Here is a 25,256-nt window from a genome sequence, read left to right on the forward strand (position 1 = left end):
GCGGTCATTATGGTAACGGTACCTCAAATTCCGACATATGCAATGGGTGTCCATAAATTGGTATTCCGGGGCTATCTGAGCCGGCTATCAATCTGGCTGATTGCGAGGACCTGGCTATGACCCGCCTGACGCTATCTCGTCGAAGCTTGCTGGCAGGCGCCATCGCCCTTCCGGGCGTGGCGACCGCCGCTCCTGACGCGTGGGCCGCAGCCGTGGCGATCCGGCGCGAGATTCGTCCGCCGACGTTCGGCGCACGTCGATGGGACATCACGCACGCTGGCGCGATCCAAGGCGATGTCGACGCGACAAGCTCGGCCATCGCCAAAGCGATCCAGGACTGCGTGGCCGGCGGCGGCGGGCGGGTGGTCGTACCGCCCGGCCGATGGCCGACCGGCGCGATCCGGCTGCGCAGCGGCGTCGAGCTGCACCTGATGCAAGGCGCCACCCTGGTCTTCAGCACCGATCCCGCCCGCTATCCGATGGTCGCCACGCGCTGGGAAGGGGTCGAGCTGATCAACTACGCCCCGCTGGTCTTTGCCGACGGCGAGCATGACGTGGCGATCACCGGCAGCGGAACGCTCGACGGCCAGGGCCCGGCCTGGTGGTCTTGGAGCAGTGGCGCGCAGTTTGGCTGGCGCCCGGGCATGCCCGACCAGCGCAAGGCCCGCCAGGCGCTGTTCGACATGGCCGAGCGCGGTGTTCCCGCCGCCGAGCGGGTCTTTGGCGACGGTCACTATCTGCGGCCGATGATGGTGCAGTTCCAGAACTGCACGAACGTCCTGGTCGAGGGCGTCACCCTGCGCGACGCCCCCTGCTGGACGCTGCATCCAGTGCTGTGCCGCAACGTGACCGTCCGTGACGTGACGTTCATCGGCCACGGCCCCAACACTGACGGCTGCGATCCGGAGTCGGTGGACGGCATGCTAATCGAACGCTGCACCTTCGACTGCGGCGACGACTGCATCGCCATCAAGTCAGGCCGCAACGCCGACGGTCGCCGCCTGGCCAAGCCGACCCGCAACATCCTGATCCAGGACTGCGTAATGAAGGACGGCCACGGCGGGGTGGTGATCGGTAGCGAGGTGTCCGGCGGCGTCGACAACGTCTTCGTCCAGCGCTGCCACATGGACAGCGAGGATCTCTGGTACGCCCTGCGCTTCAAGAACAACGCCATGCGCGGCGGGATCATCCAGGATATCTACTGCCGTGACATCACGGTCGGACGCGTGGCGCGGGCGGCGATCCTCTGCGATTTCAACTACGAGGAAGGCGCGCGCGGCGGCTTCACGCCGGTGCTGCGCAAGGTCCGGATCGAGCGGATGCGGGCCCACGCCGCCGCCCAGGTCCTCGACCTGCAAGGCCTGCCCAACGCGCCGCTAGGCGAGATCGTGCTGAGCGACTGCCGCTTCGATGGGGTCACCAAGGCCAGTGTCATCGCCCATGCCGACGCGCTGCGGCTGGAGCGCGTCATCGTCAACAGACGACGCGTCCCCTCCCCGGCTCTGCTCAGCGCGCCACTGACTTGACGTCGACCCAGTCGAAGTCGGCAACACCAGGCTTGGTCTGCCCCGGCTGGCCGTAGCTGAACAGCGCCGGCCGCGCGCCCTTCCACCAGGAGAAGCGCGGCAAGATCCCGCCGCCCATGTCGACGAAGGTCTTTCCGCCGTCGTGGCTGTAGCTGTAGTGCGCCGCCTGGTCGGCTACGGCCACACGCAAGTCGATCGCGCCGGCCGGGACGGTTGGGCCCAGGGTGTCGACGCCTCGGAGCGAGAAGACGATGCGGGTCTGGCCATCCCTGCGGATTGCGCCGATCGCCCCGATCCCCGCGCCGAACATGGCCAGGCCCGCGCGTTGCCCCTCGACCAGCCCCTTGGCGTCGAGGCGCGCGGTGATCACCGAGCCTCGGCTCTGCAGCGACTGGGTCAGGGTGTTGCGAGCGCTGACCAGATTGACCGCCGGCCCACCCGTCAGACGCAGGAAGCCGGATCGCGCCGTCAGGCTCCAGCGGCTGTCGTCGGGATTGTGGTTCCACTCCCACTGAGGCCCGAGCTTGGCGTCCGAGAAGCCGTCGGAGGTCTGGGGCGAGACGGCCGGGAAGCGTCCGCCGACGTCGGGCATGGCGTGCTGGAGAACCGGCCGGCCGCCTTGCGCGTCCGGGCCCGCGCCGGGGATCGGCTCGCCCATGAACGGCCAGTCGTCCTTCCAGACGACGGGCTGAAGATGGACGATGCGGCCATAGGCGCCTTCGCCATTGAAGTGGACGAACCAGCCCTGGCCCGAGGGCGTCTCGACCCAGCCGCCCTGGTGCGGCCCTTTCAGCCCGTTGCCCGGGACCAGCACCTCGCGGTGCTCATAGGGCCCCCAGATCGACCGGGAGCGCATCACCGCCTGGGGCCCGGTATCGACCCCGCCGATCGGCGCGAAGATGTAGTACCAGCCGTTGCGCTTATAGAGCTTGGGCCCCTCCAGCACCGGCAAGGCCTTGGCGTCCTCGACAATCACCTTGCCTTCGTCGAGCACCGACTGGCCGTCCGGGGCCATGCGGTGCAGCACCAGCGGGCCCGCGCCGACCTTGCCGTGGACCAGATAGGCCTGGCCGTCGTCATCCCAGAAAGGGCACGGGTCCTCGAGGTTCGGCCCGGCCACCACCGCCACCGGCGCGCTCCACGGCCCGTCGCCCTTGGTCGCGGTCGACATGAAGATCCCCTCATAGGGGGTGGCGAAATAGACGTAGAACTTGCCGTCGTGATGGCGAATCGACGGCGCCCACACCCCGCCGGCATAGCGCTGGCCGGAGGTGCGCTGATCGCGCGGCATGCGCTTGCCCGCATCGTCGGTCGGCGCCGGCCCGGGCAGGTCATACTCCGGCGCGAATGGCAGCTTAGGCAGTACGTGGCCGGCGATCGTCCAGTGGACCAGGTCCTTGGACGTCAGGATCGGCACGCCCGGCGAGAAGTGGAAACTGGACGCCACCAGGTAGTAGGTGTCGCCGACGCGGATGACGTCAGGGTCCGAATAGTCGGCCGGCAGGACCGGATTGCGATAGACGGCCGGCGCTTTCGGCGCGGCCAGCGCCGGCCCGGCCAAGGCCAGGGCCGTCGCCGCCAGGAGTCCCATCACGCGCATCACAAGGCTCCGCCTAGAACGATTGGGTTGTCGTCTCGTCGATCCGGCGATCGGGCAGCCAGCGACTACCGAACGACCGGAAGCCGGTGACGTTGTCGAGCAGGAAGCTCGGCCCCTTGGGCAGGCGCAGCCGGAAGAGATCGATCTCCTCGACATCGTTCAGCCAGAAGGCCGGACGCGCGTCTGCCGCCTCGGTGATGATCTCCACGTTGCTCATCTCGATGTTTCGGGCGTGGCGGATGAAGAAGCCGCTGGCCGGCAGGTCGCCGAACATGTCCGGGTCGGGATAGGCCTTGTCAGCCTCGGGCGGTCGACGCTTGGCCAGCTCGGCCGAACCGCCACCCAGCGAGTGGAAGTAGACGTCGCTGATCTTGACGTCCTCGACCGGGTGACCCGCGACGCCGGCGATGATCGACGGCTGCGGCGTGGCGCCGTGGCTGACGATGTTCTGGATGGTGATCCGTCGCAGCTTGCCCACCGCCGCGCCGGCGGGACCGCGCATGCGGCTGCCCAGGCGCAGGAACAGCGGCGGAAAGCCCAGGCCGCGCATGGTGATGTTGCTGATGGCGATGTCTTCGGTCAGCGCCCCGTCCATCGTCTCCAGCGCAATGCCGTAGCAGTGGTCGAACACGCAGTTGGTGATGGTGACGTTCTTGAAGCCACCGTTCGACTCCGTCCCTAGCTTGATCCGACCATAGCCGTGGAAGCCCGGCGGCATCTTCTTCCAGGTCCCGTCGATCACCGAGCCCATCTCGTAGTTGCCGGTCAGGAAGCAGTCGGAGATCGTCAGATTCTCGGTCGGACGCGCATAGCCCAGCGCGAACGAGCTCTTGGGGCAGATGCCGTCGTCCCAAGGCGAATTGATCGTGCAGTTGGTGACCCGCACGTTGCGGCAGCAGTCGATGTCCAGCCCGTCGCGGTTGGTGTCGACGATCAGGTTATCGATCGTCATGTTGTCGACGCCGGTAGCCAGCAGCGCGAACCACCCGCCCTGCAGGACCTTGAAGTCGCGCAGCAGCACGTTGCGGCAGTTCTTCAGGGCGATGGCCTTGTCGCCAACGCCGGGGCCGGAGATGTCAGGCGCATCGCCCGGGAAACGGTTGCCGCGGGTCAGGCCCTTGCCCCAGATCAGGCCGGTCCCGACGATGGACACGTCGTGCAGCCCCTCGCCGAAGATCAGGCTGTTGTTCCAGTGGCTGTGACCATAGTCCTGGAAGGCGTTCCCCGCGCCGGGACCGGGATCGTCATAGCCGTTGGGCGCGACGCCATTGGGCGCGGCGGCCAGGATCACGGCCCCTTCGCCCAAATGCAGGGTGATGTTGCTCTTCAGGCGCACGGTGTAGCAGGCGTAGGTCCCAGGCGGGAAATGCACCGTCCCGCCGCCCAGCGACGCCACGTAGTCGATCGCCTTGTTGATGGCCGGCGAGTCGATCGTCGCCCCGTCACCGACGGCGCCGAAATCACGGACGCTGAAGATGTGCGGCGTAGGGCCTCGCGCCGGGCCGGACGGCGTTGCAGCGCGGGCGACATGGGGCGGAGCAAGCGCCGCGCCTCCCACCAAAGCGCCCAGCATAAGTCCTCGTCGATCCATGGTCATCGCACCCCTCCCATCGCCCGTTTTGTCAGGTCTGGCGCGAGACAAGCAATCTGAGCGCAATGGTGTCAACGACAATTTGTTACCGGTAGCATTGGTGGTGCCAGCGCTGGCGCCCACGCCGTGCTTCTTCCGGCTCACGCTCTCGGACCAACCTTCGCGGATCGTATAGTTCCGGCCATCGGGAACCAAGGGCGCGCCCGCCATCAACGACACGGATCATCCAACGAGGAGACCGTGTCTTGGCGCCCCTACCGCCCCCTGCCCTCCGCCGCGCGCCGGAGACCCTGGCCGTCCTCGCTGCCTGCCTGACCCTGACAGCCTGCGGCCAAGGCAAGCCCGCCGCCTCCAACCCCAAACCGGCGAAGGTCGAGGCCATTGGCCACGAGACCGAGCTGATGCGCCTGACACTGACGCCGCAGGCCGAGACCCGGCTGGGACTGCGGTACGCCCGTGTCGAGCGCGGTTCGGCCCGCCAGAGCCGCGTGACCCATGGCGAGGTCATGGCCGCGCCGTTCGCCGGCGGCCTGCCGATCACCACCGCTCAGGACCTCGGAGCCCTAGCCGCGGCCCAGGCTCGCGCCGATGGCGAGGTCGGCCGCCTGACCGCCGAGGCCGACGTCGCCCGCAAGGCCTTCGACCGCGCCCAGGCGCTGGTCCGCGAAGGCGCGGGCAGCCTGCGAGCTCAGGACGAGGCCGAGTCGGTCATGGGCGCGGCCCGGGCGAACCTGACTGCCGCCCGCCAACAGCGCGCGCTGCTGGGCCCCCGGCTCACCGGCTCGACGCACGCCGCCAACCTCTGGGTGAAGGTCTCGGTGTTCGCCGGCGATCTGGCCCGCCTGGACCGCGCCGGCGCCGCTCAGGTGCGGCCGCTGGGCGACGACCAGCCGCTGATCGCTCGCCCCGTCGCCGGGCCGCCATCGGCCAGCCCGACCGCCGGAGCCGTCGATCTCTACTACGCCCTCGCCAATCCGGACGGTCGTCTCCGGCTGGGTGAACGGGTCGCCGTCGCCCTGCCGGTGCGAGGCGACGAGACCGGACTGGTCGTTCCGGCCTCGGCCCTATTGAACGACATCCACGGCGGCGAGTGGGTCTATGTCCGCACCAAGCCCCAGACCTTCGAGCGGCGGCGCATCGAGGCGGCCAGCCATCAGGGCGACCGCATCGTACTGGCGCGCGGCCTGAGCGCGGGCGTCGAGGTGGTCTCCGCCGGCGCGGCCGAACTGTTCGGCACGGAATTCGGAGCCAAATAGCGATGCTAAGCTGGCTTGTTCGAAGCGCGCTGCAGCAGCGCGTACTGGTCATCGCGATCGCCCTCGTCCTGGTTTTGCTGGGCCTGAGGGCGACGCAGGGTGTCCCCCTGGACGTGTTCCCCGAGTTCGCCCCGCCGATGGTCGAGGTGCAGACCGAGGGTCCGGGCCTGTCGACCGAGGAGATCGAAAACCTGGTGACCGTGCCGCTGGAGGCCGGCGTCAACGGCGTGCCCGGCCTCAAGACCTTGCGGTCGAAGTCGGTGCTGGGGCTGTCCTCGGTGGTCCTGATCTTCAAGGAAGGCACGGACGTCGTCCGCGCCCGCCAGTTGGTCCAGGAGCGGGTGGCCATGGTCGCGCCACGCCTGCCGGCCAGCGTGCGACCACCGGTCATGCTGCCGCCGTTGTCGGCCACCAGCCGGGCCATGAAGATCGGCATCTCGTCCAAGAGCATGGACCAGATGGCGCTGTCGGAGCTGGTGCGCTGGACGATGAAGCCGCGGCTGATGGCCGTGCCCGGTGTCGCCAACGTCGCCGTCTGGGGCCAGCGCGATCCGCAGCTGCAGGTGCTGGTCGATCCGGCTCGCCTGAATGCGGCCGGCGTCACCCTGACCGAGGTGCAGCGCGCCGCCGGCGACGCGGCGGTGATCGGCGGCGGCGGCTTCGTCGACACGCCTAACCAGCGCCTGGCCGTCCGCCACCTGGCCCCGGCCGTCACCGCCGAGGATCTGGCCCGCACGGTGATCAAGCTGTCGGGCGGCGCGCCCGTGCGCCTGAGCGATGTCGCCGAGGTCGTGCGCCACCACGCCGCCCCGATCGGCAGCGCCATCATCAATGACGGCCCGGGTCTGCTGCTGATCGTCGAGAAACAACAGGGCGGCAACACGCTGGACGTCACGCGCGGGATCGAAGCGGCCCTGGCCGACCTGAAGCCGGGCCTGACCGGCGTCGAGATCGACTCGACCATCTTTCGTCCCGCCACCTTCATCGAGCGCTCGATCGGCAACCTGACCAACGCCCTGTGGCTGGGCTGCGCGCTGGTCGCCATCGTGCTGATCGCCTTCACCCGCGACTGGCGCTCGGCGACCATCAGCCTGACGGCCATTCCACTGTCGCTGCTGGGAGCGGCGCTGGTGCTGTCCTGGAGCGGCGCCAGCATCAACACCATGGTCATCGCCGGCCTGGTCATCGCACTGGGCGAGATCGTCGACGACGCCATCATCGACGTCGAGAACATCGGCCGCCGCCTGCGGCTGAACCGCGCCTTGGCGACACCCGCCTCGCCCCTGCAAGTGGTGCTGCAGGCCTCGCTGGAAGTGCGCAGCGCCGTCGTCTTCGCCAGCCTGATCGTCATGCTGGTCTTCCTGCCGATCTTCTTCCTGGAGGGCGTCTCGGGCTCGTTCTTCCGCCCGCTGGCCACCGCCTACATCCTGGCGATTGGGACCTCATTGCTGGTGGCCCTGACGGTGACGCCGGCGCTGTGCCTGTTCCTGCTGCCCAACGCCGCCGAGCATTCTCGCGAGCCCGGCTATGTGCGCCGCCTCAAGGCCCGCTATCGCGCCTTCCTGCCGCGCATCCTGCACCGCCCGCGTCTGGCGGTCGGGGTCATCATCGGCGGCCTGGCGCTGGCCGGTATCGGCTCGCTGTTCACCAAGGACCAGTTCCTCCCGAACTTCCGCGAGACCGACTTCCTGATGCACTTCGTCGAGAAGCCAGGGACCTCGATCGAGGCTATGGAGCGGGTGACGATCCAGGCCAGCCGCGAGCTGCGGTCCATCCCGGGCGTGCGCAATTTCGGCTCGCACATCGGCCGCGCCGAAGGCGGTGACGAGGTCTATGGCCCGCACTTCACCGAGCTGTGGATCAGCCTGGACGAGAAGGCCGACTACGACGCTAGCGTCGCCAAGATCCAGGAGGCCATCGACGGCTATCCCGGCCTCTATCGCGACGTGCTGACCTATCTGCGCGAGCGCATCAAGGAGGTCCTGACCGGGGCCGGCGCCAGCATCGTGGTCCGCATCTACGGCCCCGAGGTCGAGGGTCTGCGCGACACCGCCCAGACCGTGCGCGCGGCCCTGGCCGACGTGCCGGGCGTCACCGAGCTGAAGGTCGAGCAACAGACCCTGATCCCGCAGATCCAGATCCAGCCGCGGCCTGAGGCCCTGGCCGCCTACGGCCTGACGCCCGGCGAGGTGCGCCGCGCCGTCAGCACGGTGATCGCCGGGACCAAGGTCGGCGAGGTCTATCGCGACCAGGTCAGCAACGACGTCACCGTCTGGGGTGTCCCGGCCGCCCGTGGTGACCTGCACGCGATCAACGACCTACTGATCACTACGCCGCTGGGCGCCCAGGTCCGGCTGTCGGAAGTGGCGCGGGTGCGCATCGCGCCGGCCGCCAACGAGATCAAGCGCGAGAACGGTTCACGCCGGATCGACGTGACCCTGAACGTCGCCGGCGGCGACCTGGGCGCCGTGGCCCGCGCGGTCGAGGCCAAGGTTGCAGGGATACGCTTCGCCCAAGGCTACCACCCGGAAGTGCTGGGCGAATATGCCGAGCGCCAAGCCTCGTCGCAGCGGCTGTCGATGCTGGGCGCCCTGTGCTTCCTGGGCGTGCTGCTGCTGGTCTGGCTGGAGTTCCGCAGCTTGCGGATCACCGCCCTGGTGGCCGTCAGCCTGCCGTTCGCCCTGCTGGGTGGGGTGCTCGCCGTGCTGCTGTCGGGCGGGACCATGTCCCTGGGATCGGTCGTGGGCTTCGTCACCGTGCTGGGCATCTCGGCGCGCAACGGCATCATGATGCTCAGCCACTTCAAGCATCTGGAGCAGCACGAGGGCGAGACCTTCGGCCCGGGCCTGATCCTGCGCGGCGCCGAGGAGCGGCTGGCCCCGATCCTGATGACCGCCCTTTGCGCGGCCCTGGCCCTGCTGCCCCTGGTCGTCAACGGCGACAAGCCCGGCCACGAGATCGAGCACCCGATGGCGCTGGTGATCCTGGGTGGCCTGGTCAGTTCCACCCTGCTGAATCTGCTGCTGATGCCTACCCTGTATGGTCGCTTCGGCCGCGCTCCCGAACCGAAAGGCCTGGCCCGATGAGGCGCACGCTCACCATCTTGGCGACGTCGGCCATGCTGGCCGCCTGCGCGACCACGACGTCGTCGCCCCCTGCTCCGCCCGCCACGGCTCTAGCGCCGTTCATCGGAACGCAAGCGGCAGGCGCCCTGCCCGGCGCACCGCCTGAGCATTGGTGGCGCCTGTTCGACGATCCGAAACTGGACGCCCACGTGCAGCGCGCCCTGGCGGCCAATCTCGACCTGCGGGTCGCCCTGGCCAATCTCGAGACCGCCCGTGCGACGGCGCGCCAGGCCGACGCCGCGCGCCTGCCCTCGACGGTGCTCGAGAGCGGCGCGGGCCCCCAGCGCGCCGATCGCCAGCCCAGCACCACCGCCGTGCCCAAGACCAGCTATGAGTTGGGCGCGGCCGTGGCGTTCGAGATCGATCTCTTCGGCCGCCTGCGCCAGGCGGCGCTGGCCGCCGACGCGGATGCCGAAGCGGTCCGAGCGGCCCATGATGCCGCGGCGGTCACCGTCGCAGCCGACACGGTGGGCGCCTATCTCGATCTCTGCGTGGCGAACGCCGGCCTGGCCCTGGCCCGAGAGCTGGCCACGACACAGGCCAACGCCCTGTCCCTGGTCGAGGAGCAGTTGAAAGCCGGCGAAGTGTCGCCGCTGGAACGCGCCCAGGCCGCCACCCTGCGTGACCAGGCCGCCGCCACGATCCCGGACCTCGAAGCCGATCGCCGACGCGCGCTCTTCCACCTGGCGACGCTGGAGGGCCTGCCGCCCGCCTCGGCCGCCAGCTTCGACGCCTCTTGTGCGGTGATCCCGCGCATCGTCTCGTCCTTCCCGGTCGGCGACGGCGCGGCCCTGCTGGCGCGGCGCCCCGACGTCCGTGAGGCCGAACACCGACTGGCCGGCGCGGCGGCCCGCGCGGGCGTCGCGCGCGCCGATCTCTATCCCCGTATTCAGCTTGGGGGCTCGGGCGGACTGATCGGCGGCGGCAGCGACGCCTTCCTGACGCCGCTGGTCACCTGGGCCTTCCCGAACCAGGCGGCGATCCGTGCGCGGATCGGGGCCGCCGACGGCGCGCGAGCGGCCGCCGTGGCCGGCTGGGAGCGGACCGTGCTGCGGGCGCTGGAGGAGGTCGAGACGGCGCTGTCGGACTATCAGGCGCGCACGGCTCGGCGCGAGACCCTCGCGGCGGCGGCCACATCCAGCGCCGAGGCCGCCCGACGCGCCCAGGCCCGCCACCGTCTGGGCGCGGACACCTACCTGGTCGTGGTCGACGCCGAGCGCACCCGTAACGCCGTTGCCGCGCAGTCGCTGACCGCCGAGGCTTCGGTCGCCCGCGCCCAGGTGGCGGTGTTCCGCGCCCTGGGCGGCGGCTGGGAGGTCGCTCCCGGCGCCCCGGGACGCTAGACTGCGCGCATGAAGATCCTGATCGCCGAAGACGACGAAGAGACCGCCGCCTTCCTGACCCAGGGGCTGCGCGAGGTGGGTCACGTCACCTCTCTGGCGACCTCGGGCAATGACGCGCTGTTCCTGGCGACGAGCGAAACGTTCGACGTCATGGTCCTGGACCGCATGCTGCCCGGCCTGGACGGCCTGTCGGTGTTGAAGATGCTGCGCGCCGGCGGGGTGCGGACCCCCGCCCTGATGCTGACCGCCGTCAGCCGCATCGTCGACCGGGTCGAGGCCCTGGAGAACGGCGCCGACGACTACCTGATCAAGCCCTTCGCCTTCTCGGAGCTGCACGCGCGGCTGAACGTCATCGCCCGCCGTCCCGCGCCACCGGAGGCCGAACGGGCGCTCGCTGTGTTGGACCTGGAGCTCGACCTGCAAAAGCGCATCGCCCGCCGAGGCGGACGTCGGCTCGACCTGCAGCCGCGCGAGTTCACGATGCTGGAAGCCCTGATGCGCAACGCCCATCGGGTGATGACCCGCACCATGCTGCTGGAGCAGGTCTGGGACTTCGATTTCGATCCGCGCACCAACATCGTCGAAACCCACATCAGCCGGCTGCGCGCCAAGCTGAACGCCGGCTTCACGGAGGACGCCATCATCACGGTGCGCGGTTCTGGCTACATGATCCGCAGCGAATGATCAGAAGCCTTCCCCGCTCGACCGCGGGTCTGGTCGCCCTCGTGGCGGCCGCTCTCGCCATCACCACCATCCTGCTGGGCTTCGCCGTCTATACGGTGTCGCACGAGGCGCTGGAGCGGCAGCTCGACCATCGGATCGCCGTGGAGACGCATGGCCTTCTGACGCTGCACCGCCACGGCGGGCTCCCGGCGCTGGCGACCGGGATCAAGCAACGCGAAGCGACCGAGCGCAGCGACGGGATGGGCTACATCCTGGACGACGCCGCGGGACAGCGCCTGGCCGGCGGGTTGCGGGCTGCGACGCCGCAACCAGGCTGGCTGGAATTCCTGCATTCGGAGGGCGGACGGACCTCCCAGGCCCTGACGACCCGCCTGCCCGACGGCGCTCGCCTGACCGTGGCCGCCGACCGTGCGCCGATCGGCGAGATCGACCTGGCGATCCTCAAGGCCTTTGGCATCGCCTTTTCGCTGATGCTGGCCGCCGGCGTCGGGGGCGCATGGCTGCTGGGCTCGGTAATCCGACATCGCCTGGCCCGGATCACCACCGCCGCCGAGGCGATCATCGACGGCGATCTGGCCCGGCGCGTGCCCCGCGATCCCGCCGCCAACGAGTTCGATGATCTGGCGGCGACACTCAATCGCATGCTGGACCGCAACGAGGCGCTGCTGGAAAACCTGCAGCAGGTCTCCAGCGACATCGCCCACGACATGCGCACGCCGCTGGCCCGCCTGCGCAACGTCCTGGACGCGGCCATGCGCCAGGATCTGAGCGCCGAGCAGGCCAAGGAGGCTCTGGCGCACGCCTCGCGGCACGCCGAAGATCTGCTGGATCTCTTCGCGGCCCTGCTACGGATTTCGGAGATCGAGAGCTTCCAGGTCCGCAGCGCGTTCCAGCCGACGAACCTCTCGGCGGTCGCCGAGCGCTGCATCGACGCGCTGCGTCCCGACGTCGAGGCGGAAGGTTATGCCCTGGTCGCCGACCTGGCGCCGGACATCGTGCTGGACGGCGACCGACACCTGCTGTCCCAGCTGATCGTCAACCTGATCGAGAACGCCGCGCGCCACACGCCGCCGGGCAGCACGATCCAGGTCAGGCTGACGCGGGCCGGCGACCATGCCGAACTGTCGATCCGCGACAATGGTCCGGGCATCCCGGCCGACCTGCACGCCTTCGTCCTTCGCCGGTTCTCGCGCCTGGAACAGAGCCGCCACAAGCCAGGCAACGGTTTGGGCCTGAGCCTGGCCGCGGCTATCGCTCGGGCGCACTTCGCGGAACTGCGCTTGAGCGACGCCGGCCCCGGACTGAACGTGTCGCTACGTCTGGCGACCGGCCGGTAGCGTGATGATGATGGCCAGACCCCGCTCGCTGGGGCGCACCCGGATGCTCCCATCGTGCGCGGCGACGATCGCCGAAACGATCGACAGGCCCAGCCCATGTCCAGGCGAAGAGCGTGCGGCGTCGAGCCGGACGAAGCGCTTGAAGATCAGGTCGCGTGATTGAGGCGGCACGCCGGGGCCGTCGTCGGCGACTTCCAGTTCCACAAGACCGGCGACGTCGCGCAGACTGACCGACACGCGAGCCTTCGGCCCGGCATGGACCAGCGCATTGTCGAGCAGGTTGGCCAGGGCGCGCTGCAGAAGACGCTGTTCGCCACGCACCTCGACCGGATGCAGATCGAGATCCAGCGTCATGCCCGCGGCGTCGAACGCCGGTCCGTAGGCTTCAGCCAGTTCGCCGATCGCCGCCTCCAACGCGACCGGCCCGAACCGATCGCGCACCGAGCGCCCTTCCAGCTCCGAAAGCGCCATCAGGCTCGAGAGTAGATCCTGTAGACCGTCGACTTCCTGCAAGGCTCCAGACAGCCCCTCGCGTTGCGGCTCGGTCGTGGCGATGGCTTCGACGTCCTCGAGACGCGCGCGCAGACGGGTCAGCGGCGTGCGCAGATCGTGGGCGATGTCGCCGGAGACCTGGCGCAGATTGGCCATCAGGTCGCCGATCCGATCGAGCATGCGATTGAGGACCTGGGCCAACTGGTCGAACTCGCCGCCCGATCCATCGATCGGCATCCGGCGCTTGAGATCGCCGCCCATGATCCCTTCGGCCGTCGTCTGGATCGCGTTCAACCGGCGTTGCACCACGCGCCCGAACAGCAGCATGGCCAGCAGGCTGGCGGCGATCATGATACCGAAGTTGATCTGAAACAGCCGCTTCAGCGAACGATCGATCTTGTGAAGACCGCCCCGGTCGGCGGCGACGATCAGGCGTCCGCCGCGCTCCAGCGGACTGTTCATCGCTTGGGCGACACCCTGTGACCCGTCGGCGCGCCGAAACCGGGCGAACTCGCTCCAGCCGGCGGGCGGAACAGGACCGTTGAAGTCACCGGCCCGTCGCCGTCCCTGCGCATCGAGGACCAGATAGCCCATGCCATTGCCCTCCTCGCTCGCCGCGTTGAGGTAGCCGATCATGCGCCGGTTGGAGGGCTGGACGCGATCGTTGACGGCGCTGACCAGGACGTCGAAGTCGGTCCGCGCATAGGTCGCCAGCAAGGACGCGGTCTCGAGTTCGATACGCCGGTCCAGCTGGCGCTCGATCTCATGGTGCACCTTGTCGAAGGTGATCGCGCCCACGGCCAGGGTCAGGACGCAGGACACGCCCGCGACCGTGAGCGCCAGGCCGCCGATCGTCCGGGGAAGGCGCCTAAACACCGTCATCCATCATGTAGCCCGCGCCACGCACGGTGCGGATGGCGCTGCGGGCAAAGCCTTCGTTCAGCTTGGAGCGCAGCCGTGACATGTGGGTCTCGACGATGTTGGTCTTGGGGTCGAAGCCGAAGTTCCAGACCCGGTCGAGCAGCATGGTCCGGGTCACGATACGGCCCGGACTGCGCATCAGTTGCTCCAGCAGCATGAATTCCCGTGGCTGCAGTTCCACGGGGCGTCCGCTCCGGCGGACCTCGCGCCGCAGGAGGTTCATCTCCACGTCGGCGATCCGCAGCATGGCCATGGGCTCGGCGGTGGCCGGCCGGCGCCCCAGCGCCATGACCCGGGCGGCCAGTTCGGAGAAGGCGAACGGCTTGACCAGGTAGTCGTCAGCCCCCTCCTCCAGCCCCGTCACCCGGTCGTGGATCTGCGACATCGCCGTCAGCATCAGGACAGGGGTGTTGTCACCCGCCGCGCGCAGCGCCTTGAGGAGCGAAAGACCGTCGATGCCCGGCACCATGCGGTCCAGCACCACGACGTCGAAACTCGCCGTCGACAGGCGCTGGAGGGCGGTGACCCCGTCAGTCGACAGCTCGACCTGATGGCCGCGCTCCTTCAGTCCACGCACGACGAAGTCGGCGGTCTCGGCGTCATCCTCAAGCAAAAAGACGTTCAAGGCGTGACGCCCCGCATTCGCTTGCAGGGGACCTCGAACATTAGCGCCAGATTGGCCCGACTATACATTTTCCCAACATTGCCCACGAGGCGTCGACACAGTCAGCCGAGGCGCTATCTGCTGATAACGCGACTTGCTCGCAATACAATAGCCGATCGAAACACGATGTCCCAAGCCAGCGCAATGCTTCGTCTGAACGGTCGGCGACTGCGTCCTCGCCTGGGCGGGCAGTTCGCCATCCAGGCCGCGACGCCCGAGCCCAAAACCGCCGCGGCGCCTGCCCCAGGCGGCTTGCGAGCGAGCGTCGTCGCGCGCTGCGAAATGCTGGGTGTGCGCCTGACCGCCAAGCGTCGGCGGCTGGCCGAAGTGTTCGACATGGTCCCCGCCCCCATCGACCTGGAAACGGTCTGGTGGAAGGCCGTCGAGCTCGAGCTGGAGGTCAACCGGTCGTCGCTGCATCGCCTGGCCAACGACCTGGTCGCGGTCGGCGTGCTGCGGGAGATCGGCGTCGCCGACCGCCGCACGCGATACGCCACGCCGCCAGCCGTCGCGGTGGAGGTCTCGGCCGGCGCCGGCGCGCCTTCGGCGACCGAGCATGATCCGACCCTGATCGAGCACCTGTTGGACGCCCTGGCCCGCCACGGCGTGGACGCGGCCGGCCGCCGCATCGTCATCAGCCTGGCGGACTGACGTCATCGAGCGGCCTCCAGGCGATCGGCCAACGCCCGATAGGCCTCGATCGGCGCCGCGCGCAGGAAGGCGATCATCTTGTCGATGAAGGCCGGCGTCGCGGTCGTGGCGGCCTGCTCGAAACTGGCCAGGGCCTCGGCGGCGGCGCCGCGCGAGGCCAGGACACGGCCAAGATTGAAGCTGCCCCGAAAATCGCCGGCCGCCGCAGCGCGGGCGTAGTATTCGGCGGCGATCGCGAAGTCCTGCGGGACTTCCCAGCCGTCCTCATAGAAACCGCCGACGATGTTGATCGACTTGGAGTGGCCCAGGGCGGCGGCGCGCTGGAACCATTGCAGGGCTTCGGCGCGGTTCTCCGCCGCCCCGTCCCCCAGCATCAGGCGGGTGGCGTAGTTGTACATGCCCCATTCGTCGCCGCGCTCGGCGGCCTGGCGGTACCATTGCGCCGCCACCACGATGTCGGCCGGCGCGCCCCAGCCGTTCTCGTAAGCCCGCCCCACCATGTTGAAGGCCAGGGCGTCGCCGCTGGCCGAGGCCTTGATGAACCAGGCCAGGGCGTCGGTCGGCGCGGCCGGACCGCCGAAGCCGTCGAGCAACATCTGGCCCAGCAGCGCCTGGGCGCGCGGCACGCCGCGCTCGGCCAGGCCGAGCATCCACGCCCGCGCCTCGTCCGGCGGCCCCGCCATCCGGCGCGCGACCTGGGAGACCATGGGATCTGCGGAACTGGAGTCGTGATCGGTCATCGAGGTTCGCATGAAAACAAGCGGCCGCCCCAGCCTAAACCGGGGCGGCCTGGAGCCAAGTCGTCAGGGGGAGGACTAGAACTTGGCGTTCAGGGAGAACACCGCCGAGCGCCCGGGGGCGATGGTGGCGTAGTGGGTCGGATAGGCCTGGCTGAAATAGGTCTCGTCGGTCAGGTTCTGGATGTTCAGCTGCGCGGTCAGATGGTCGTTGATCACGTAGCTGGCGTTGGCGTCGAAGCGCCAATAGCTGGGCACGAACTTGGGCAAGTTCGGATTGGTGCTGCCCATGACCTTGGCCATGTAGTTGGCGCCGCCGCCAATCGTCAGGCGTGGCAGCACCTTGTAGGTCGTCCACAGCGAGGCGCTGCTCTTGGGCGTGTTCGGGAAGGGCTGGCCGTCGGTCAGGCCGGCCGCCGCGCCCGAGCCGCCGTTCTTCACCAGGATGGCGTCCAGATAGGTGTAGCCGCCGAAGACGTCCCACTTGTCGGTGACCGAGCCCGAGGCCCCGATCTCGAAGCCGCGCACGCGCTTCTCGCCGGCCATGGCCACCGTGCCGTCCGTCTGGGTGATGCGGGCGTTGTCGGTCTTGACCTCGAACACCGCGCCGGTCAGCGACAGCTTGCCGCCGAACACATCCCACTTCGCGCCGGCTTCCAGCGTGTGGTTCTTCTCGGGGCTCAGCGCGGCGTTGACGTCGCTGCTGAGCGGCGTGCTCTCGCTGCCCTGGGCGATCGAGCTGCCCGACGGCGTCGAGGCCGTGGCGTACGAGACGTAGAGGGCGGCGCTCTCGACGGGCTTGTAGACGACAGCGGCCTGGTAGTTCCACAGCTTGTCATTGCGGTTGAACGTGCTGCGGGCGAACGGCGTCGTCGTGGCGCGGGCGCTGATGAAGCGGGCGTCATAGTCGTCGTAGCGGACGCCCAGGTTCAGCTGCCACTGCGGGTTCAGCTCGATCGTGTCGAAGGCGTACAGCGCCTTGGTGATCGTGCGGGCGTTGGTCGGGTTGTTGTTACGCACGATCGTCCCGTTGAAGGGATCGCTCGGGTTGGGATTGTTGACGCTGGTGCAGACGAAAGCGGCGATCGCCGCGGCGTTGCAGGTGTTGTAGGTCGCCGCCAGCGCCCCGTTGTAGAAGACGTTGTAGCTGTCGTTCTCGCCTTCCTCGCGCGAGAACTCCAGGCCCGTGGCGAAGTTGTGGACCACCGAGCCGGTGTTGAACTTGCCATAGAAGTCGGTCTGGTTGGTCAGGTAGCTGACCTCGGTGACGCGGCTGTTGGGGCGACGCCAGATCAGGCCATAATAGAGGTTGCCCTTGCTGTCGTCCGGCTGGGTCCAGATGTAGTCCTGGGCGCTTTCGGCATAGCGCGTGGTGTTGCGCAGGTGGATGTCGTGGCTGAAGTCGTGCTCCAGGCGCACGGTGGCCATGTCGACGCGCTCCTTGCGGAAGTCGCGATCCTTGACGCCGTAGAAGGTGCTGCGGTCGACCTTGATCGGCTCGCCGTTGCCCGTCTGCAGCACGCGCGGCCGACCGTCGGTGCGGGCCGTGAAGGTCGGGTTGTTGTACGGGATGCCCGCGTCCGGCAGGTCATCGCTCTGCAGGTGATAGAAGCTGACCGTGGCGCGGTTGGGCGTGCCCAGGCCGAAGGCGATCGACGGCGCGACGCCCCAGCGCTTCTGGTGGACCTCGTCGCGACCGGCCACGCCGGCGTCGTGGACCATCAGGTTCAGGCGCACGGCCACGCCGTCGGCGATCACGTGGTTCACGTCGAACGTAGCGCGCTTGTAGTCGGCCGTGCCGACCGCGACCTGACCGCCGATCGAATTGGTGCGGTTGGGAGCCTTGTTGTTGATATAGACGCCGCCGCCAGCGCCGCCGCGGCCGGCATAGCTGCCGCTGGCGCCTTTCACGACCTCGATGCTCTCGGTGTTGAAGACTTCGCGCGACTGGGCGCCGATGTCGCGCAGACCGTCGACAAAGGTCGCCGACTGGGCGTCGTAGCCGCGCAGGAACGGACGGTCACCGACCGGATTGCCGCCCTCGCCCGCGCCGAAGGTGATGCCGGGGACGGTGCGCAGGGCGTCGACCAGGCTGGCCGAGCCGGTCTGCTGGATCAGGTCCTGCGAGATGACCGTGATCGACTTGGGCGTGTCGCGCAGCGGCGCGGTCTGCTTGGGCGACAGGTTGGCCTTCTTGCCATCGATCTGGACGCCGCTGACTTCCGTCTGCTCGTCGGCCGGCGCGGTGGCGATCGCGCCGTCGGCCGAAACGGCCTCCGCATGAGCGGCCGAGATGCCCAGGCCCGCGACGCCCGCCACGGCGGCGACGCTCAGCGCGCGGCGGCTCCGGCTCCGGATACCCGGCGAAGACAAGGTGTTCATGTCGATAATCCCCAGACTTGCTCGACCAGGGAGGGCCAAGCGCCTTTTGAAACTGAGAGGCGCTCTTAACTACACAATCCCGACACATCAATGCGAAGCATTCGCAACTAACATTGATAATTCCCAATGAACATTGGGATTTCCCAATGTTTGCCTTCAGCTCTGGCGCCGTCGCGAACCCGGCGTCTAGCCTGCCGTTTGGCTTGTCGGAGAACTTGGCATGGGAACGACCACCAACTGGATCGGCTGGGCGCTGGGCTCGGCGAGTTTCGCCGCCCTCACCGCGATCTTCGCCAAGCTGGGCGTCAGCCAGGTCAACTCGGACCTGGCGACCTTCATCCGTACGGTCGTCATCCTGCTGGCGCTCGGGGCGTTCTTGACCGGCACGCGGCAATGGCAGCCGCTCGATACGGTTGACGCCAAGAGCTGGCTCTTCCTGATCCTGTCAGGCCTGGCCACCGGCGCCTCGTGGCTCTGCTACTTCAAGGCCCTGAAGCTGGGCGACGCCGCGCGGGTGGCGCCGGTCGACAAGCTCAGCGTCATCCTGGTCGCGGTGTTTGGCGTGGCGTTCCTGGGCGAAAAGCTGTCGCCGACGAACTGGCTGGGCGTCTTGCTGGTCGGGGCCGGCGTCCTGCTGTTGACCTTGCGAGCCTGAGCGTCCCGCCTCAATCCCCGCCTCAGGGGGCCAAATCACCTTCCGCCTGGGCGGCTCTGGGCCAGGGACCGTTGCGGTCGACTGTCGCGATCACCTCATCGCCCGACCAGACCTCGACCGCCACGGCGCTGGCGTGCTCGTGCATCAGCTGCAGGGCGTGGCGACGATATTCGCCGTCCGGAAGGACCTGGACGTCGACGGCCGTGGCCACCTGCTTCTCACTGAGACAGACGAAGGTGAAGGTGTCCATGAAGTGCTCCGACACCGGCTTAGCAGACCGGAAGATTTCCGCGCCTATACAATTTCCCAATATTGTCAGCGGGTCGTCGACATCGTCCGTGGGAGGTCTAGTGGAAGGGTTCGAACGCCCTCCCCGGCCGCTTATCGAACCTTCCCATGGCTCATCCGCCTCCAGTCGACCAGCTGAACGCCCGCGACCGAGCCCTGCGCCAGCGATATACAGCGGTTTTCTCCTCGTCCCCTGCCGCCCCCGGCGATGCGCCGCCGCGCCTGCGCCTGACGATCGACGAGAGCTGCCACGCTCAACGTGTCGTCCTCACCCGGGATCACGAACGGCTGGCGAGGATATTTGACGAGACGGACTCGCCCCTGTCGGTCAGCGAGGTCTGGGCTCGGGCCAGGGACCTTGGTCTGAATGTGAGCCGGTCGCACGTCTATGTCCTGATCCGCGGCCTGGTCGCTTCCCGGGTGTTAATTATCGCCGAGAATGGCCGCGCCATCCGCTATGCCGCTCCCTTCGCCACGAAACTTGAAGTTCGCGGAGGCGGCGCTCAAACAGCCATCGCCATCGAAAACCCCGAAGCCATCGAACGCTTGATCGGCGCACTCATAAGCGCGGGCTGCAAGGTCGATGGCCACGACCTCGTGGTCCATTTGGTCGCCCGCGACAGCGTTGAGCCGGAATCCGAGAAACGGTGAGGCGCCCGCCCGTCCATGGCGTCGATCCCGAGCGAACCAGACACGGGGACCCGATGACCTTGGCCGCCACCTTGCTGCGCCGGGCGTTGACGCCGCTCGTTACGCACGGCCCGCTGCATATTGAACTTGCATCCAGCCAAACGGTCCGGGTCGGCCCTCCGACCGACGAACCCGTGGTCGTGCGCTTGACGGACGAGACGGCGGCTTGGGCGCTGCTGCGTAACCCCGGCCTACAGATCGGCGAGCTCTTCACGGCCGGGCGCCTGGTGATGGTGAAGGGCTCGGTCTACGACCTCCTCTGCCGGATACGCGTCGACGGCCGGGCCTCCTCTTCGCCGATCGCCGGTGCGCTCGCCCGCCTGCGGGCTGGCCTCACGGCCTGGCGCAGGATGAGCGATCATGCGGCCGCGCAAAGCGAGGCCGCCCGCCACGATCAGATCGGCGACGCCTTCTACGGTCACTTCTTGGGCCCGGACTGGCGCTTTTCCAGCGCCTATTTCGATACGCCGGGCCAGTCGCTGGCAGACGCCCAGCGAGCGCAAGATCGCCACATCGCCGCCAAGCTGATGATCGAGCCGCGCCATCGGGTGCTGGATATCGGCTCCGGATGGGGCGGCCTCGCCATCTACCTCGCCAAGGTCGCCGGCGCGGCCAGCGTACTGGGCGTGACCCTCTCTTACAGACAGCTGGCCCGCGCGACCGTGCGGGCCCGCACCGAAAGCCTCTCCGACCGGGTCGGTTTCCGGCTGGCCGACTGCCACAGCGCCGAGGGAGTCTTCGACCGGATCGTCTCGGTGGCCTCTTTCCAGCATCCGGGTCTGGGCGGCGAGACGGCCTTCTTCCGGGCCTGCCGCAAGCGGTTGGCGCCCGACGGCCTTATGTTGCTTCACACCACTGGCCACGCGGGCGGAGGCGGCCCCTACGACCCCTGGATGGCCAAGCATGTCTGGCCGCGCGGCCATGCGTCTTCGCTGTCGGCCATCGCGCGATCGGCCGAGCGCGCCGGCCTGACCATCACCGACGTCGAACAGCAGCGTGACCACCCTGCCCGCACCTTGCGGGCCTGGCGCGAAGCCTTCATGGCCCGCCGCGAGGAAACCGCAGCGCTGTTCGACGAACATTTCTGCCGGATGTGGGAATACTATCTGTCGGCGCTGGAGGCAGCCTTCCGGCATGGGTCGCTCGTGGTCTACCAGCTGCAGCTGGCCTCGCGGCCTGACGCCGCGCCGCCGACGCGCGAGACGGTGCGCGGCGAGGAAGAGTCGCTGCGCCTGCTCGAAGCGATCGCCGACGATCCTGAGGTGCGGGCCCGCTGGGGCCGACTGAAGTATCCGCGTCCCGTCCCCTGACCTTCGGCCACGGTCGCGCGCGCGTCACGCAAAGCGCCGATGGTCTTCGAGAAATGCGCCCCGCCATGACTGAACCCGCCGTTTCCGCCGCCCGCGCGCCCGAGCCGATCCGAGTCCTTGTGATCGAGGACGAACGCGAGACGGCCGAGCACATGTGCGAGGCGCTCACCGCGGCGGGCTGTCTGGCGAAACTGGCCAATGATGGCCTTGCCGGCCTGGAAATGGCGCTGACCGGCGCTTTCGACGTGCTGATCGTCGACCGGATGATCCCCGGCCTCGACGGGCTCTCCGTCGTCGGCAGGCTCAGGGCCTCGGGTGTCCAGACGCCGATCCTCTTCGTCACCTCGATGGGCGCGGTGACCGATCGCGTCGATGGCCTGCACGCCGGCGGCGATGACTATCTGGTCAAGCCGTTCTCGTTCGCCGAGCTCAACGCCCGCGTCGCCGCCCTCGCTCGCCGCTCGCCAGCGCCACTGCGCGAACGCACCCTGCTCCATTGCGCGGACCTGACCCTGGACCGCCTGGAACGCGCGGCCACGCGCGACGGCCAGCCCATCGCCTTGCTGCCCCTCGAGTACAAGCTGCTCGAATATCTGATGCTGAACGCAGGCCAGGTCGTCACCCGCGCCATGCTGCTCGAGAAGGTCTGGGGTTTTCACTTTGACCCGCGCACCAACATCGTCGAGACCCACCTCAGCCGCCTGCGCGCCAAGGTCGATCCGGCCGGATCGCCGTCGCTGATCGCCACGGTGCGCGGCGAAGGCTATGTCGTCCGGCCGCCGTCAGCATGATGGGCCCCGCCGACAGCGAGACCCTGGCCGAAACGCCGCGCGGGCTGGCTCGGTTGAGCCACAACACCGGCATGCGCCTGGCGCTGACCCAGGTCGTCATCGTCATCCTGGCTTTCGCCCTGGCGGGCTATCTCGCCCAGGCGGCCATCAGCCGGCTCGACCGGGACATCATGCGCGAGCACGTGAAGGGCGAGATCGCCTCCTTGCGTGACGAGGTCGTGCAGAAGGGCCGCCCACATCTGCCCTACACGGTCGCCAAGCGCACGAGGCTGTGGCGCGGCTTCGACTACCGCCTGGTCCGGGCCGACGGGACCCTGGAGGCCGGCCGCCTGCCCGAGCCCAGCGCCATGGGCTGGACCGAGCTGGCCGGCGTCCCATCGCGCACCGACGCCAGCCGGCACCGGTTCCTGGTGTTTACCGAACGCCTGGCCGATGGCTCGCGGCTGTCGGTCGGCCAGGACCTTGCGATCGCGGCCGGCCAAATGCGGGCCGTGAACCAGGTGTTGTTCCTGTGCGGCGCGCTGGGCGCGATCTTCTGCCTGGGCGCCTCGTTCGCCTTCAACATCCAGGCCTGGCGGCGCATCGCCCAGGTGGCGCGGTCGGCGCGGCTGGTCTCGGCCGGACGCCTCGATGTCCGGACGCCAGTCCGACCGAGCCGCACGCCCGACGATTTGGACGAACTGGCCCTAGCGTTCAACGGCATGCTCGATCGCATCGGCGCGCTGATCGACCAGCTACGCCAGGTGACCACCGACATCGCCCATGACATGCGCACGCCGCTGACGAGGCTACGGCATAAGATCGAGCGCCTGCGCGGCACGCTGGACCCGGCCTCACCGCAGGCCCTGGCGGTGGCCCGGCTGGACGACGACGTCGGCGAGATCCTGCGCACCTTCGACGCCCTGCTGCAGCTCTCGGAGATTAGCCGTCAGGACCGGCCGGACGCGATCATGGACCTGGCCGGCGCGGCCTCCCATGTCGCCGAGGCCTTCCGTCCGGACATCGAGGCCAGTGGCCGGCGCCTGGACGTGGCCTGCGTCGCGGCCCCGGCGGCGGCCGACCCGGCGTTGATCGCCCAGGTCTGCGCCAACCTGCTGGAGAATGCCCTGCGCCATACGCCGGTCGGGGCGCGCATCAGGCTGGAGACCTCGACGGGCGACAGCGGATCGCGCCTGCGGATATCGGACGATGGCCCTGGCGTGCCGGCCGAGGCCCGCGAGGCGGCCCTCAAGCCCTTCGTGCGCCTGGAAGCCAGCCGCACCACTAAGGGCTCGGGCCTGGGCCTGTCGATCGTCGCGGCCATCGCCCGGCGCAGCGGCGCCCGCGTGGTGCTGGGCGACGCCGGACCGGGCCTTGTGGTCGATCTTGTCTTTCCGCCGACGACGGAGCCGGACGCCTAACGGTCCAGGACCAGGACCGCGAAGGTCCCGGGTTGCTGAGCCGGCTTACCGCCGGGCTTGGCGGGCGCGTCGTACTTGGCCGACGGCAGGTAGACCTTGCCAGTCGTCGGATCGATCGTACCGGTCTTGGAGCCCGGCTGAGTCGTGATCCTGCCAACCACCGCCACGTCGGTGGCGCTGCGCACCGCGATCACCGACAGCGTGCCGTCGCCGCCGCTGGGAATGTAGGCCAGGTTGCGCGCCGGATCGAAGAAGGCCGCGTCCGGCTTGGGACCGATCTTCAGGGTCGAAACGATCTTGCCGTCGACGGCCGACACGGCCTTGGCCACGCCGTTGGCGCAGGCCGAGATCAGCACCTTCGAGGACGCCGCATAGGCCAGGCCGCTGGGCTCTTCGCAGCCGTCCAGCTTCCACTTGGCGGTTACCTTGCGCGCGGCCACGTCGATGACGACGATCTCGCCGGTGTCCTCGATATTGACGAACACCCGGCCCTCTCCGTCGGCCGCGCCGTATTCCAGCGTGCCGCCGACCGGGATCGCGCCGACCGCTTGACCGGCCTTCAGGTCGATCAGGGTGATGTCGCCGCCGTGGCCGTTCATGACCAGGGCCAGGCCGGTCGTCGGCTCGATCAGGGCCGCGTCAGGGCTCGTGCCGGTGGGAATGGTGGCCCGCACCGCGCCGGTCATGGCGTCAGCCAGGACCGCGGTGTTGCTCGCCCCGTTGGTGACCAGGATCTCGTCGCCGCCCGGCAGCGGTAAGGCGATGTGCGCCTTCTGGGCCGGCAGCAGGCTGGGCGTCACCTTGCCGGTGTCGACGTCGATGGCGGTGATCATCGCGCCATGCGCGACGTAGAGCCGGTGATGGGCCGGATCGAAATTGGCGTAGTCCCACGGGCCGTCGGGCCCGGCGATGCGCTGGGTGATCTTCAGCGGCGGCGCAGCTGCGTCGGCGGCGCCGACAAGCGCCAGGCCGGCGGCCAGGGCGAGAGAAACGATCTTCATGCGGTAGTCCTCGTACAGTGTCGGAGACGGTGACCGACGCCGCCGCTCGGCGCCGGCCACATCGATTTTCTTACTGGGCCAGGCCCGCGCCCTTGAGCTCGGCGTGCGCGGCCGAGAGCTTGGCCTGGAAGGCCGGGTCTTTCAGCAGCGTGGCGACGAAGGCGGCCGCCAAGGCCTGGCTGGCGCGGGTGTCGGTGACGTAGTGCGAACCGCAGACCACGCGACTGTAGGCGTAGTCCTGGCCCCGCGTCATCAGCACCTGGGCCTTCTCCGGGATCAGCACCGCCAGCGTCATGGCCAGCGAATAGCCCAGGGTCGAGTGGCCGCTGGGATACGAGGTCAGCGGCTTGTCGCCCGGATCGCAGCTCTGGATCGAGGCGTCGACGGCCCAGGGACGCTTGCGCAGGAAGAGCTTCTTGGCGCCGCCGGCCGCGATCGAGGCGTCGTTCTTGACGATGCTCAGGACGGCGTCCGTGGCCGGGAGCTTGGCCATGTCGAACCGCTCGCCCAAGGTCGGGACGAACATCGAGGGATCCTCGTGGTCGTCATCCCACTTGGCCTGGGCGCGGCGCTCGGGCGAGGCCTCGGCGATGATACGGCGGATCTCGGCCAGGTCGGCCTTCTCGGCGGCCGAGCCTTCGGCAGGCGGCGGCGGCAGCAGGCGGGCCGGATCGACATCGGCCGGAACCAGCAGCTGCAGAACCTTCTCGGGCTTGGCGGGCGCGGTCTGGGCGATCGCCGGCAGGGGCGCGGCGATGATCGCCGCGCTGATCAGGAGATGACGGAGCATGGGAAATTCCTTGTCCAGGACG

The 25,256-nt window shown here is 68.8% G+C and carries 21 protein-coding genes; 12 read left to right on the top strand and 9 right to left on the bottom strand.

Annotated features, from left to right (window positions below; translation table 11 throughout):
* Positions 1 to 116 precede the first annotated feature (116 nt).
* Entirely contained in the window at positions 117 to 1,526 is a 1,410-nt protein-coding gene (locus AC1RRR_RS05795) for a glycoside hydrolase family 28 protein (protein WP_492811267.1), read from the top strand.
* On the opposite strand, the gene AC1RRR_RS05800 is transcribed toward AC1RRR_RS05795, so the two are convergent.
* Positions 1,507 to 3,126: a glycoside hydrolase family 43 protein gene (locus AC1RRR_RS05800; RefSeq protein ID WP_492811269.1), complete on the bottom strand. Its 1,620-nt coding sequence runs from the start codon at positions 3,124 to 3,126 to the stop codon at positions 1,507 to 1,509. The genes AC1RRR_RS05795 and AC1RRR_RS05800 overlap by 20 nt on opposite strands.
* A 13-nt stretch (positions 3,127 to 3,139) precedes the next feature.
* Complete coding sequence (locus AC1RRR_RS05805; RefSeq protein WP_492811271.1) at positions 3,140 to 4,723, bottom strand: rhamnogalacturonidase; 1,584 nt, start codon at positions 4,721 to 4,723, stop codon at positions 3,140 to 3,142.
* Positions 4,724 to 4,962: 239 nt separating this feature from the next.
* Here AC1RRR_RS05805 and AC1RRR_RS05810 point away from each other — a divergent pair, with 239 nt between their 5' ends.
* The 5 genes from AC1RRR_RS05810 to AC1RRR_RS05830 are packed head-to-tail and all read left to right on the top strand — an operon-like array spanning position 4,963 to position 12,462.
* On the top strand, positions 4,963 to 5,973 hold the full coding sequence (locus tag AC1RRR_RS05810; protein WP_492811272.1) for an efflux RND transporter periplasmic adaptor subunit: 1,011 nt from the start codon (positions 4,963 to 4,965) through the stop codon (positions 5,971 to 5,973).
* A gap of 2 nt (positions 5,974 to 5,975) precedes the next feature.
* A complete protein-coding gene (locus tag AC1RRR_RS05815; protein ID WP_492811274.1) occupies positions 5,976 to 9,059 on the top strand; it encodes an efflux RND transporter permease subunit in 3,084 nt (1,027 codons plus the stop codon).
* Positions 9,056 to 10,441 (top strand): efflux transporter outer membrane subunit, encoded by a 1,386-nt coding sequence (locus tag AC1RRR_RS05820; protein WP_492811276.1) that lies wholly within the window; start codon positions 9,056 to 9,058, stop codon positions 10,439 to 10,441. Before AC1RRR_RS05815 ends, AC1RRR_RS05820 begins: the two co-directional genes overlap by 4 nt.
* Positions 10,442 to 10,450: 9 nt before the next feature.
* Complete coding sequence (locus tag AC1RRR_RS05825) at positions 10,451 to 11,125, top strand: response regulator transcription factor (protein WP_492811278.1); 675 nt, start codon at positions 10,451 to 10,453, stop codon at positions 11,123 to 11,125.
* The gene (locus AC1RRR_RS05830; RefSeq protein ID WP_492811280.1) at positions 11,122 to 12,462 is read left to right on the top strand and encodes a sensor histidine kinase; all 1,341 of its coding nucleotides are present in this window, start codon (positions 11,122 to 11,124) and stop codon (positions 12,460 to 12,462) included. The genes AC1RRR_RS05825 and AC1RRR_RS05830 overlap by 4 nt, the downstream gene beginning before the upstream one ends.
* On the opposite strand, the gene AC1RRR_RS05835 is transcribed toward AC1RRR_RS05830, so the two are convergent.
* The gene (locus AC1RRR_RS05835; RefSeq protein WP_492811282.1) at positions 12,439 to 13,752 is read right to left on the bottom strand and encodes a HAMP domain-containing sensor histidine kinase; all 1,314 of its coding nucleotides are present in this window, start codon (positions 13,750 to 13,752) and stop codon (positions 12,439 to 12,441) included. The genes AC1RRR_RS05830 and AC1RRR_RS05835 overlap by 24 nt on opposite strands.
* A 70-nt stretch (positions 13,753 to 13,822) precedes the next feature.
* Positions 13,823 to 14,500 (bottom strand): response regulator transcription factor, encoded by a 678-nt coding sequence (locus AC1RRR_RS05840; protein WP_492811284.1) that lies wholly within the window; start codon positions 14,498 to 14,500, stop codon positions 13,823 to 13,825.
* 183 nt (positions 14,501 to 14,683) lie between these two features.
* Between AC1RRR_RS05840 and AC1RRR_RS05845 the strand changes: the two genes are divergently transcribed.
* A complete protein-coding gene (locus tag AC1RRR_RS05845) occupies positions 14,684 to 15,190 on the top strand; it encodes a hypothetical protein (RefSeq protein ID WP_492811286.1) in 507 nt (168 codons plus the stop codon).
* Between the two features lie 2 nt (positions 15,191 to 15,192).
* Here the strand turns inward: AC1RRR_RS05845 and AC1RRR_RS05850 are convergent, their stop codons facing one another.
* Complete coding sequence (locus tag AC1RRR_RS05850) at positions 15,193 to 15,930, bottom strand: tetratricopeptide repeat protein (protein WP_492811288.1); 738 nt, start codon at positions 15,928 to 15,930, stop codon at positions 15,193 to 15,195.
* Positions 15,931 to 16,005: 75 nt separating this feature from the next.
* The gene (locus AC1RRR_RS05855) at positions 16,006 to 18,309 is read right to left on the bottom strand and encodes a TonB-dependent receptor (protein WP_492811290.1); all 2,304 of its coding nucleotides are present in this window, start codon (positions 18,307 to 18,309) and stop codon (positions 16,006 to 16,008) included.
* 220 nt (positions 18,310 to 18,529) lie between these two features.
* Between AC1RRR_RS05855 and AC1RRR_RS05860 the strand changes: the two genes are divergently transcribed.
* Positions 18,530 to 18,964 (top strand): EamA family transporter, encoded by a 435-nt coding sequence (locus AC1RRR_RS05860; protein ID WP_492811292.1) that lies wholly within the window; start codon positions 18,530 to 18,532, stop codon positions 18,962 to 18,964.
* Positions 18,965 to 18,986: 22 nt separating this feature from the next.
* On the opposite strand, the gene AC1RRR_RS05865 is transcribed toward AC1RRR_RS05860, so the two are convergent.
* The gene (locus AC1RRR_RS05865; RefSeq protein WP_492811293.1) at positions 18,987 to 19,214 is read right to left on the bottom strand and encodes a hypothetical protein; all 228 of its coding nucleotides are present in this window, start codon (positions 19,212 to 19,214) and stop codon (positions 18,987 to 18,989) included.
* A gap of 146 nt (positions 19,215 to 19,360) precedes the next feature.
* On the opposite strand from AC1RRR_RS05865, the gene AC1RRR_RS05870 reads away from it, so the two are divergent.
* The 4 genes from AC1RRR_RS05870 to AC1RRR_RS05885 all read left to right on the top strand — a co-directional run bounded on the left by AC1RRR_RS05870 (position 19,361) and on the right by AC1RRR_RS05885 (position 23,443).
* Positions 19,361 to 19,903, top strand: a complete 543-nt coding sequence (locus tag AC1RRR_RS05870) for a hypothetical protein (protein WP_492811295.1) — start codon at positions 19,361 to 19,363, stop codon at positions 19,901 to 19,903.
* A 53-nt stretch (positions 19,904 to 19,956) separates the two neighbouring features.
* Positions 19,957 to 21,252 carry a class I SAM-dependent methyltransferase gene (locus AC1RRR_RS05875; RefSeq protein WP_492811297.1) on the top strand — a complete coding sequence of 432 codons (1,296 nt, stop codon included), beginning with the start codon at positions 19,957 to 19,959 and terminating at the stop codon, positions 21,250 to 21,252.
* A gap of 65 nt (positions 21,253 to 21,317) precedes the next feature.
* Positions 21,318 to 22,043, top strand: a complete 726-nt coding sequence (locus AC1RRR_RS05880; RefSeq protein WP_492811299.1) for a winged helix-turn-helix domain-containing protein — start codon at positions 21,318 to 21,320, stop codon at positions 22,041 to 22,043.
* A complete protein-coding gene (locus AC1RRR_RS05885) occupies positions 22,040 to 23,443 on the top strand; it encodes a sensor histidine kinase (protein WP_492811300.1) in 1,404 nt (467 codons plus the stop codon). Before AC1RRR_RS05880 ends, AC1RRR_RS05885 begins: the two co-directional genes overlap by 4 nt.
* On the opposite strand, the gene AC1RRR_RS05890 is transcribed toward AC1RRR_RS05885, so the two are convergent.
* Together AC1RRR_RS05890 and AC1RRR_RS05895 are read right to left on the bottom strand one after the other, a co-directional pair.
* A complete protein-coding gene (locus tag AC1RRR_RS05890; RefSeq protein WP_492811302.1) occupies positions 23,440 to 24,444 on the bottom strand; it encodes a YncE family protein in 1,005 nt (334 codons plus the stop codon). The genes AC1RRR_RS05885 and AC1RRR_RS05890 overlap by 4 nt on opposite strands.
* A 70-nt stretch (positions 24,445 to 24,514) precedes the next feature.
* Positions 24,515 to 25,234, bottom strand: a complete 720-nt coding sequence (locus tag AC1RRR_RS05895) for a phosphatase PAP2 family protein (RefSeq protein WP_492811304.1) — start codon at positions 25,232 to 25,234, stop codon at positions 24,515 to 24,517.
* Positions 25,235 to 25,256 lie beyond the last annotated feature (22 nt).

The organism is Caulobacter sp. GW821-FHT12D05 (assembly GCF_058807295.1).

What these genes read in the sequence shown, in the direction of transcription:
- AC1RRR_RS05795 (WP_492811267.1), top strand. Translation starts at nt 117, where the DNA reads ATGACCCGCCTGACGCTATCTCGTCGAAGCTTGCTGGCAGGCGCCATC.
- AC1RRR_RS05800 (WP_492811269.1), bottom strand. Translation starts at nt 3,126, where the DNA reads ATGCGCGTGATGGGACTCCTGGCGGCGACGGCCCTGGCCTTGGCCGGG.
- AC1RRR_RS05805 (WP_492811271.1), bottom strand. Translation starts at nt 4,723, where the DNA reads ATGACCATGGATCGACGAGGACTTATGCTGGGCGCTTTGGTGGGAGGC.
- AC1RRR_RS05815 (WP_492811274.1), top strand. Translation starts at nt 5,976, where the DNA reads ATGCTAAGCTGGCTTGTTCGAAGCGCGCTGCAGCAGCGCGTACTGGTC.
- AC1RRR_RS05820 (WP_492811276.1), top strand. Translation starts at nt 9,056, where the DNA reads ATGAGGCGCACGCTCACCATCTTGGCGACGTCGGCCATGCTGGCCGCC.
- AC1RRR_RS05825 (WP_492811278.1), top strand. Translation starts at nt 10,451, where the DNA reads ATGAAGATCCTGATCGCCGAAGACGACGAAGAGACCGCCGCCTTCCTG.
- AC1RRR_RS05830 (WP_492811280.1), top strand. Translation starts at nt 11,122, where the DNA reads ATGATCAGAAGCCTTCCCCGCTCGACCGCGGGTCTGGTCGCCCTCGTG.
- AC1RRR_RS05845 (WP_492811286.1), top strand. Translation starts at nt 14,684, where the DNA reads ATGCTTCGTCTGAACGGTCGGCGACTGCGTCCTCGCCTGGGCGGGCAG.
- AC1RRR_RS05850 (WP_492811288.1), bottom strand. Translation starts at nt 15,930, where the DNA reads ATGACCGATCACGACTCCAGTTCCGCAGATCCCATGGTCTCCCAGGTC.
- AC1RRR_RS05855 (WP_492811290.1), bottom strand. Translation starts at nt 18,309, where the DNA reads ATGAACACCTTGTCTTCGCCGGGTATCCGGAGCCGGAGCCGCCGCGCG.
- AC1RRR_RS05860 (WP_492811292.1), top strand. Translation starts at nt 18,530, where the DNA reads ATGGGAACGACCACCAACTGGATCGGCTGGGCGCTGGGCTCGGCGAGT.
- AC1RRR_RS05865 (WP_492811293.1), bottom strand. Translation starts at nt 19,214, where the DNA reads ATGGACACCTTCACCTTCGTCTGTCTCAGTGAGAAGCAGGTGGCCACG.
- AC1RRR_RS05870 (WP_492811295.1), top strand. Translation starts at nt 19,361, where the DNA reads ATGGCTCATCCGCCTCCAGTCGACCAGCTGAACGCCCGCGACCGAGCC.
- AC1RRR_RS05875 (WP_492811297.1), top strand. Translation starts at nt 19,957, where the DNA reads ATGACCTTGGCCGCCACCTTGCTGCGCCGGGCGTTGACGCCGCTCGTT.
- AC1RRR_RS05880 (WP_492811299.1), top strand. Translation starts at nt 21,318, where the DNA reads ATGACTGAACCCGCCGTTTCCGCCGCCCGCGCGCCCGAGCCGATCCGA.
- AC1RRR_RS05885 (WP_492811300.1), top strand. Translation starts at nt 22,040, where the DNA reads ATGATGGGCCCCGCCGACAGCGAGACCCTGGCCGAAACGCCGCGCGGG.
- AC1RRR_RS05890 (WP_492811302.1), bottom strand. Translation starts at nt 24,444, where the DNA reads ATGAAGATCGTTTCTCTCGCCCTGGCCGCCGGCCTGGCGCTTGTCGGC.
- AC1RRR_RS05895 (WP_492811304.1), bottom strand. Translation starts at nt 25,234, where the DNA reads ATGCTCCGTCATCTCCTGATCAGCGCGGCGATCATCGCCGCGCCCCTG.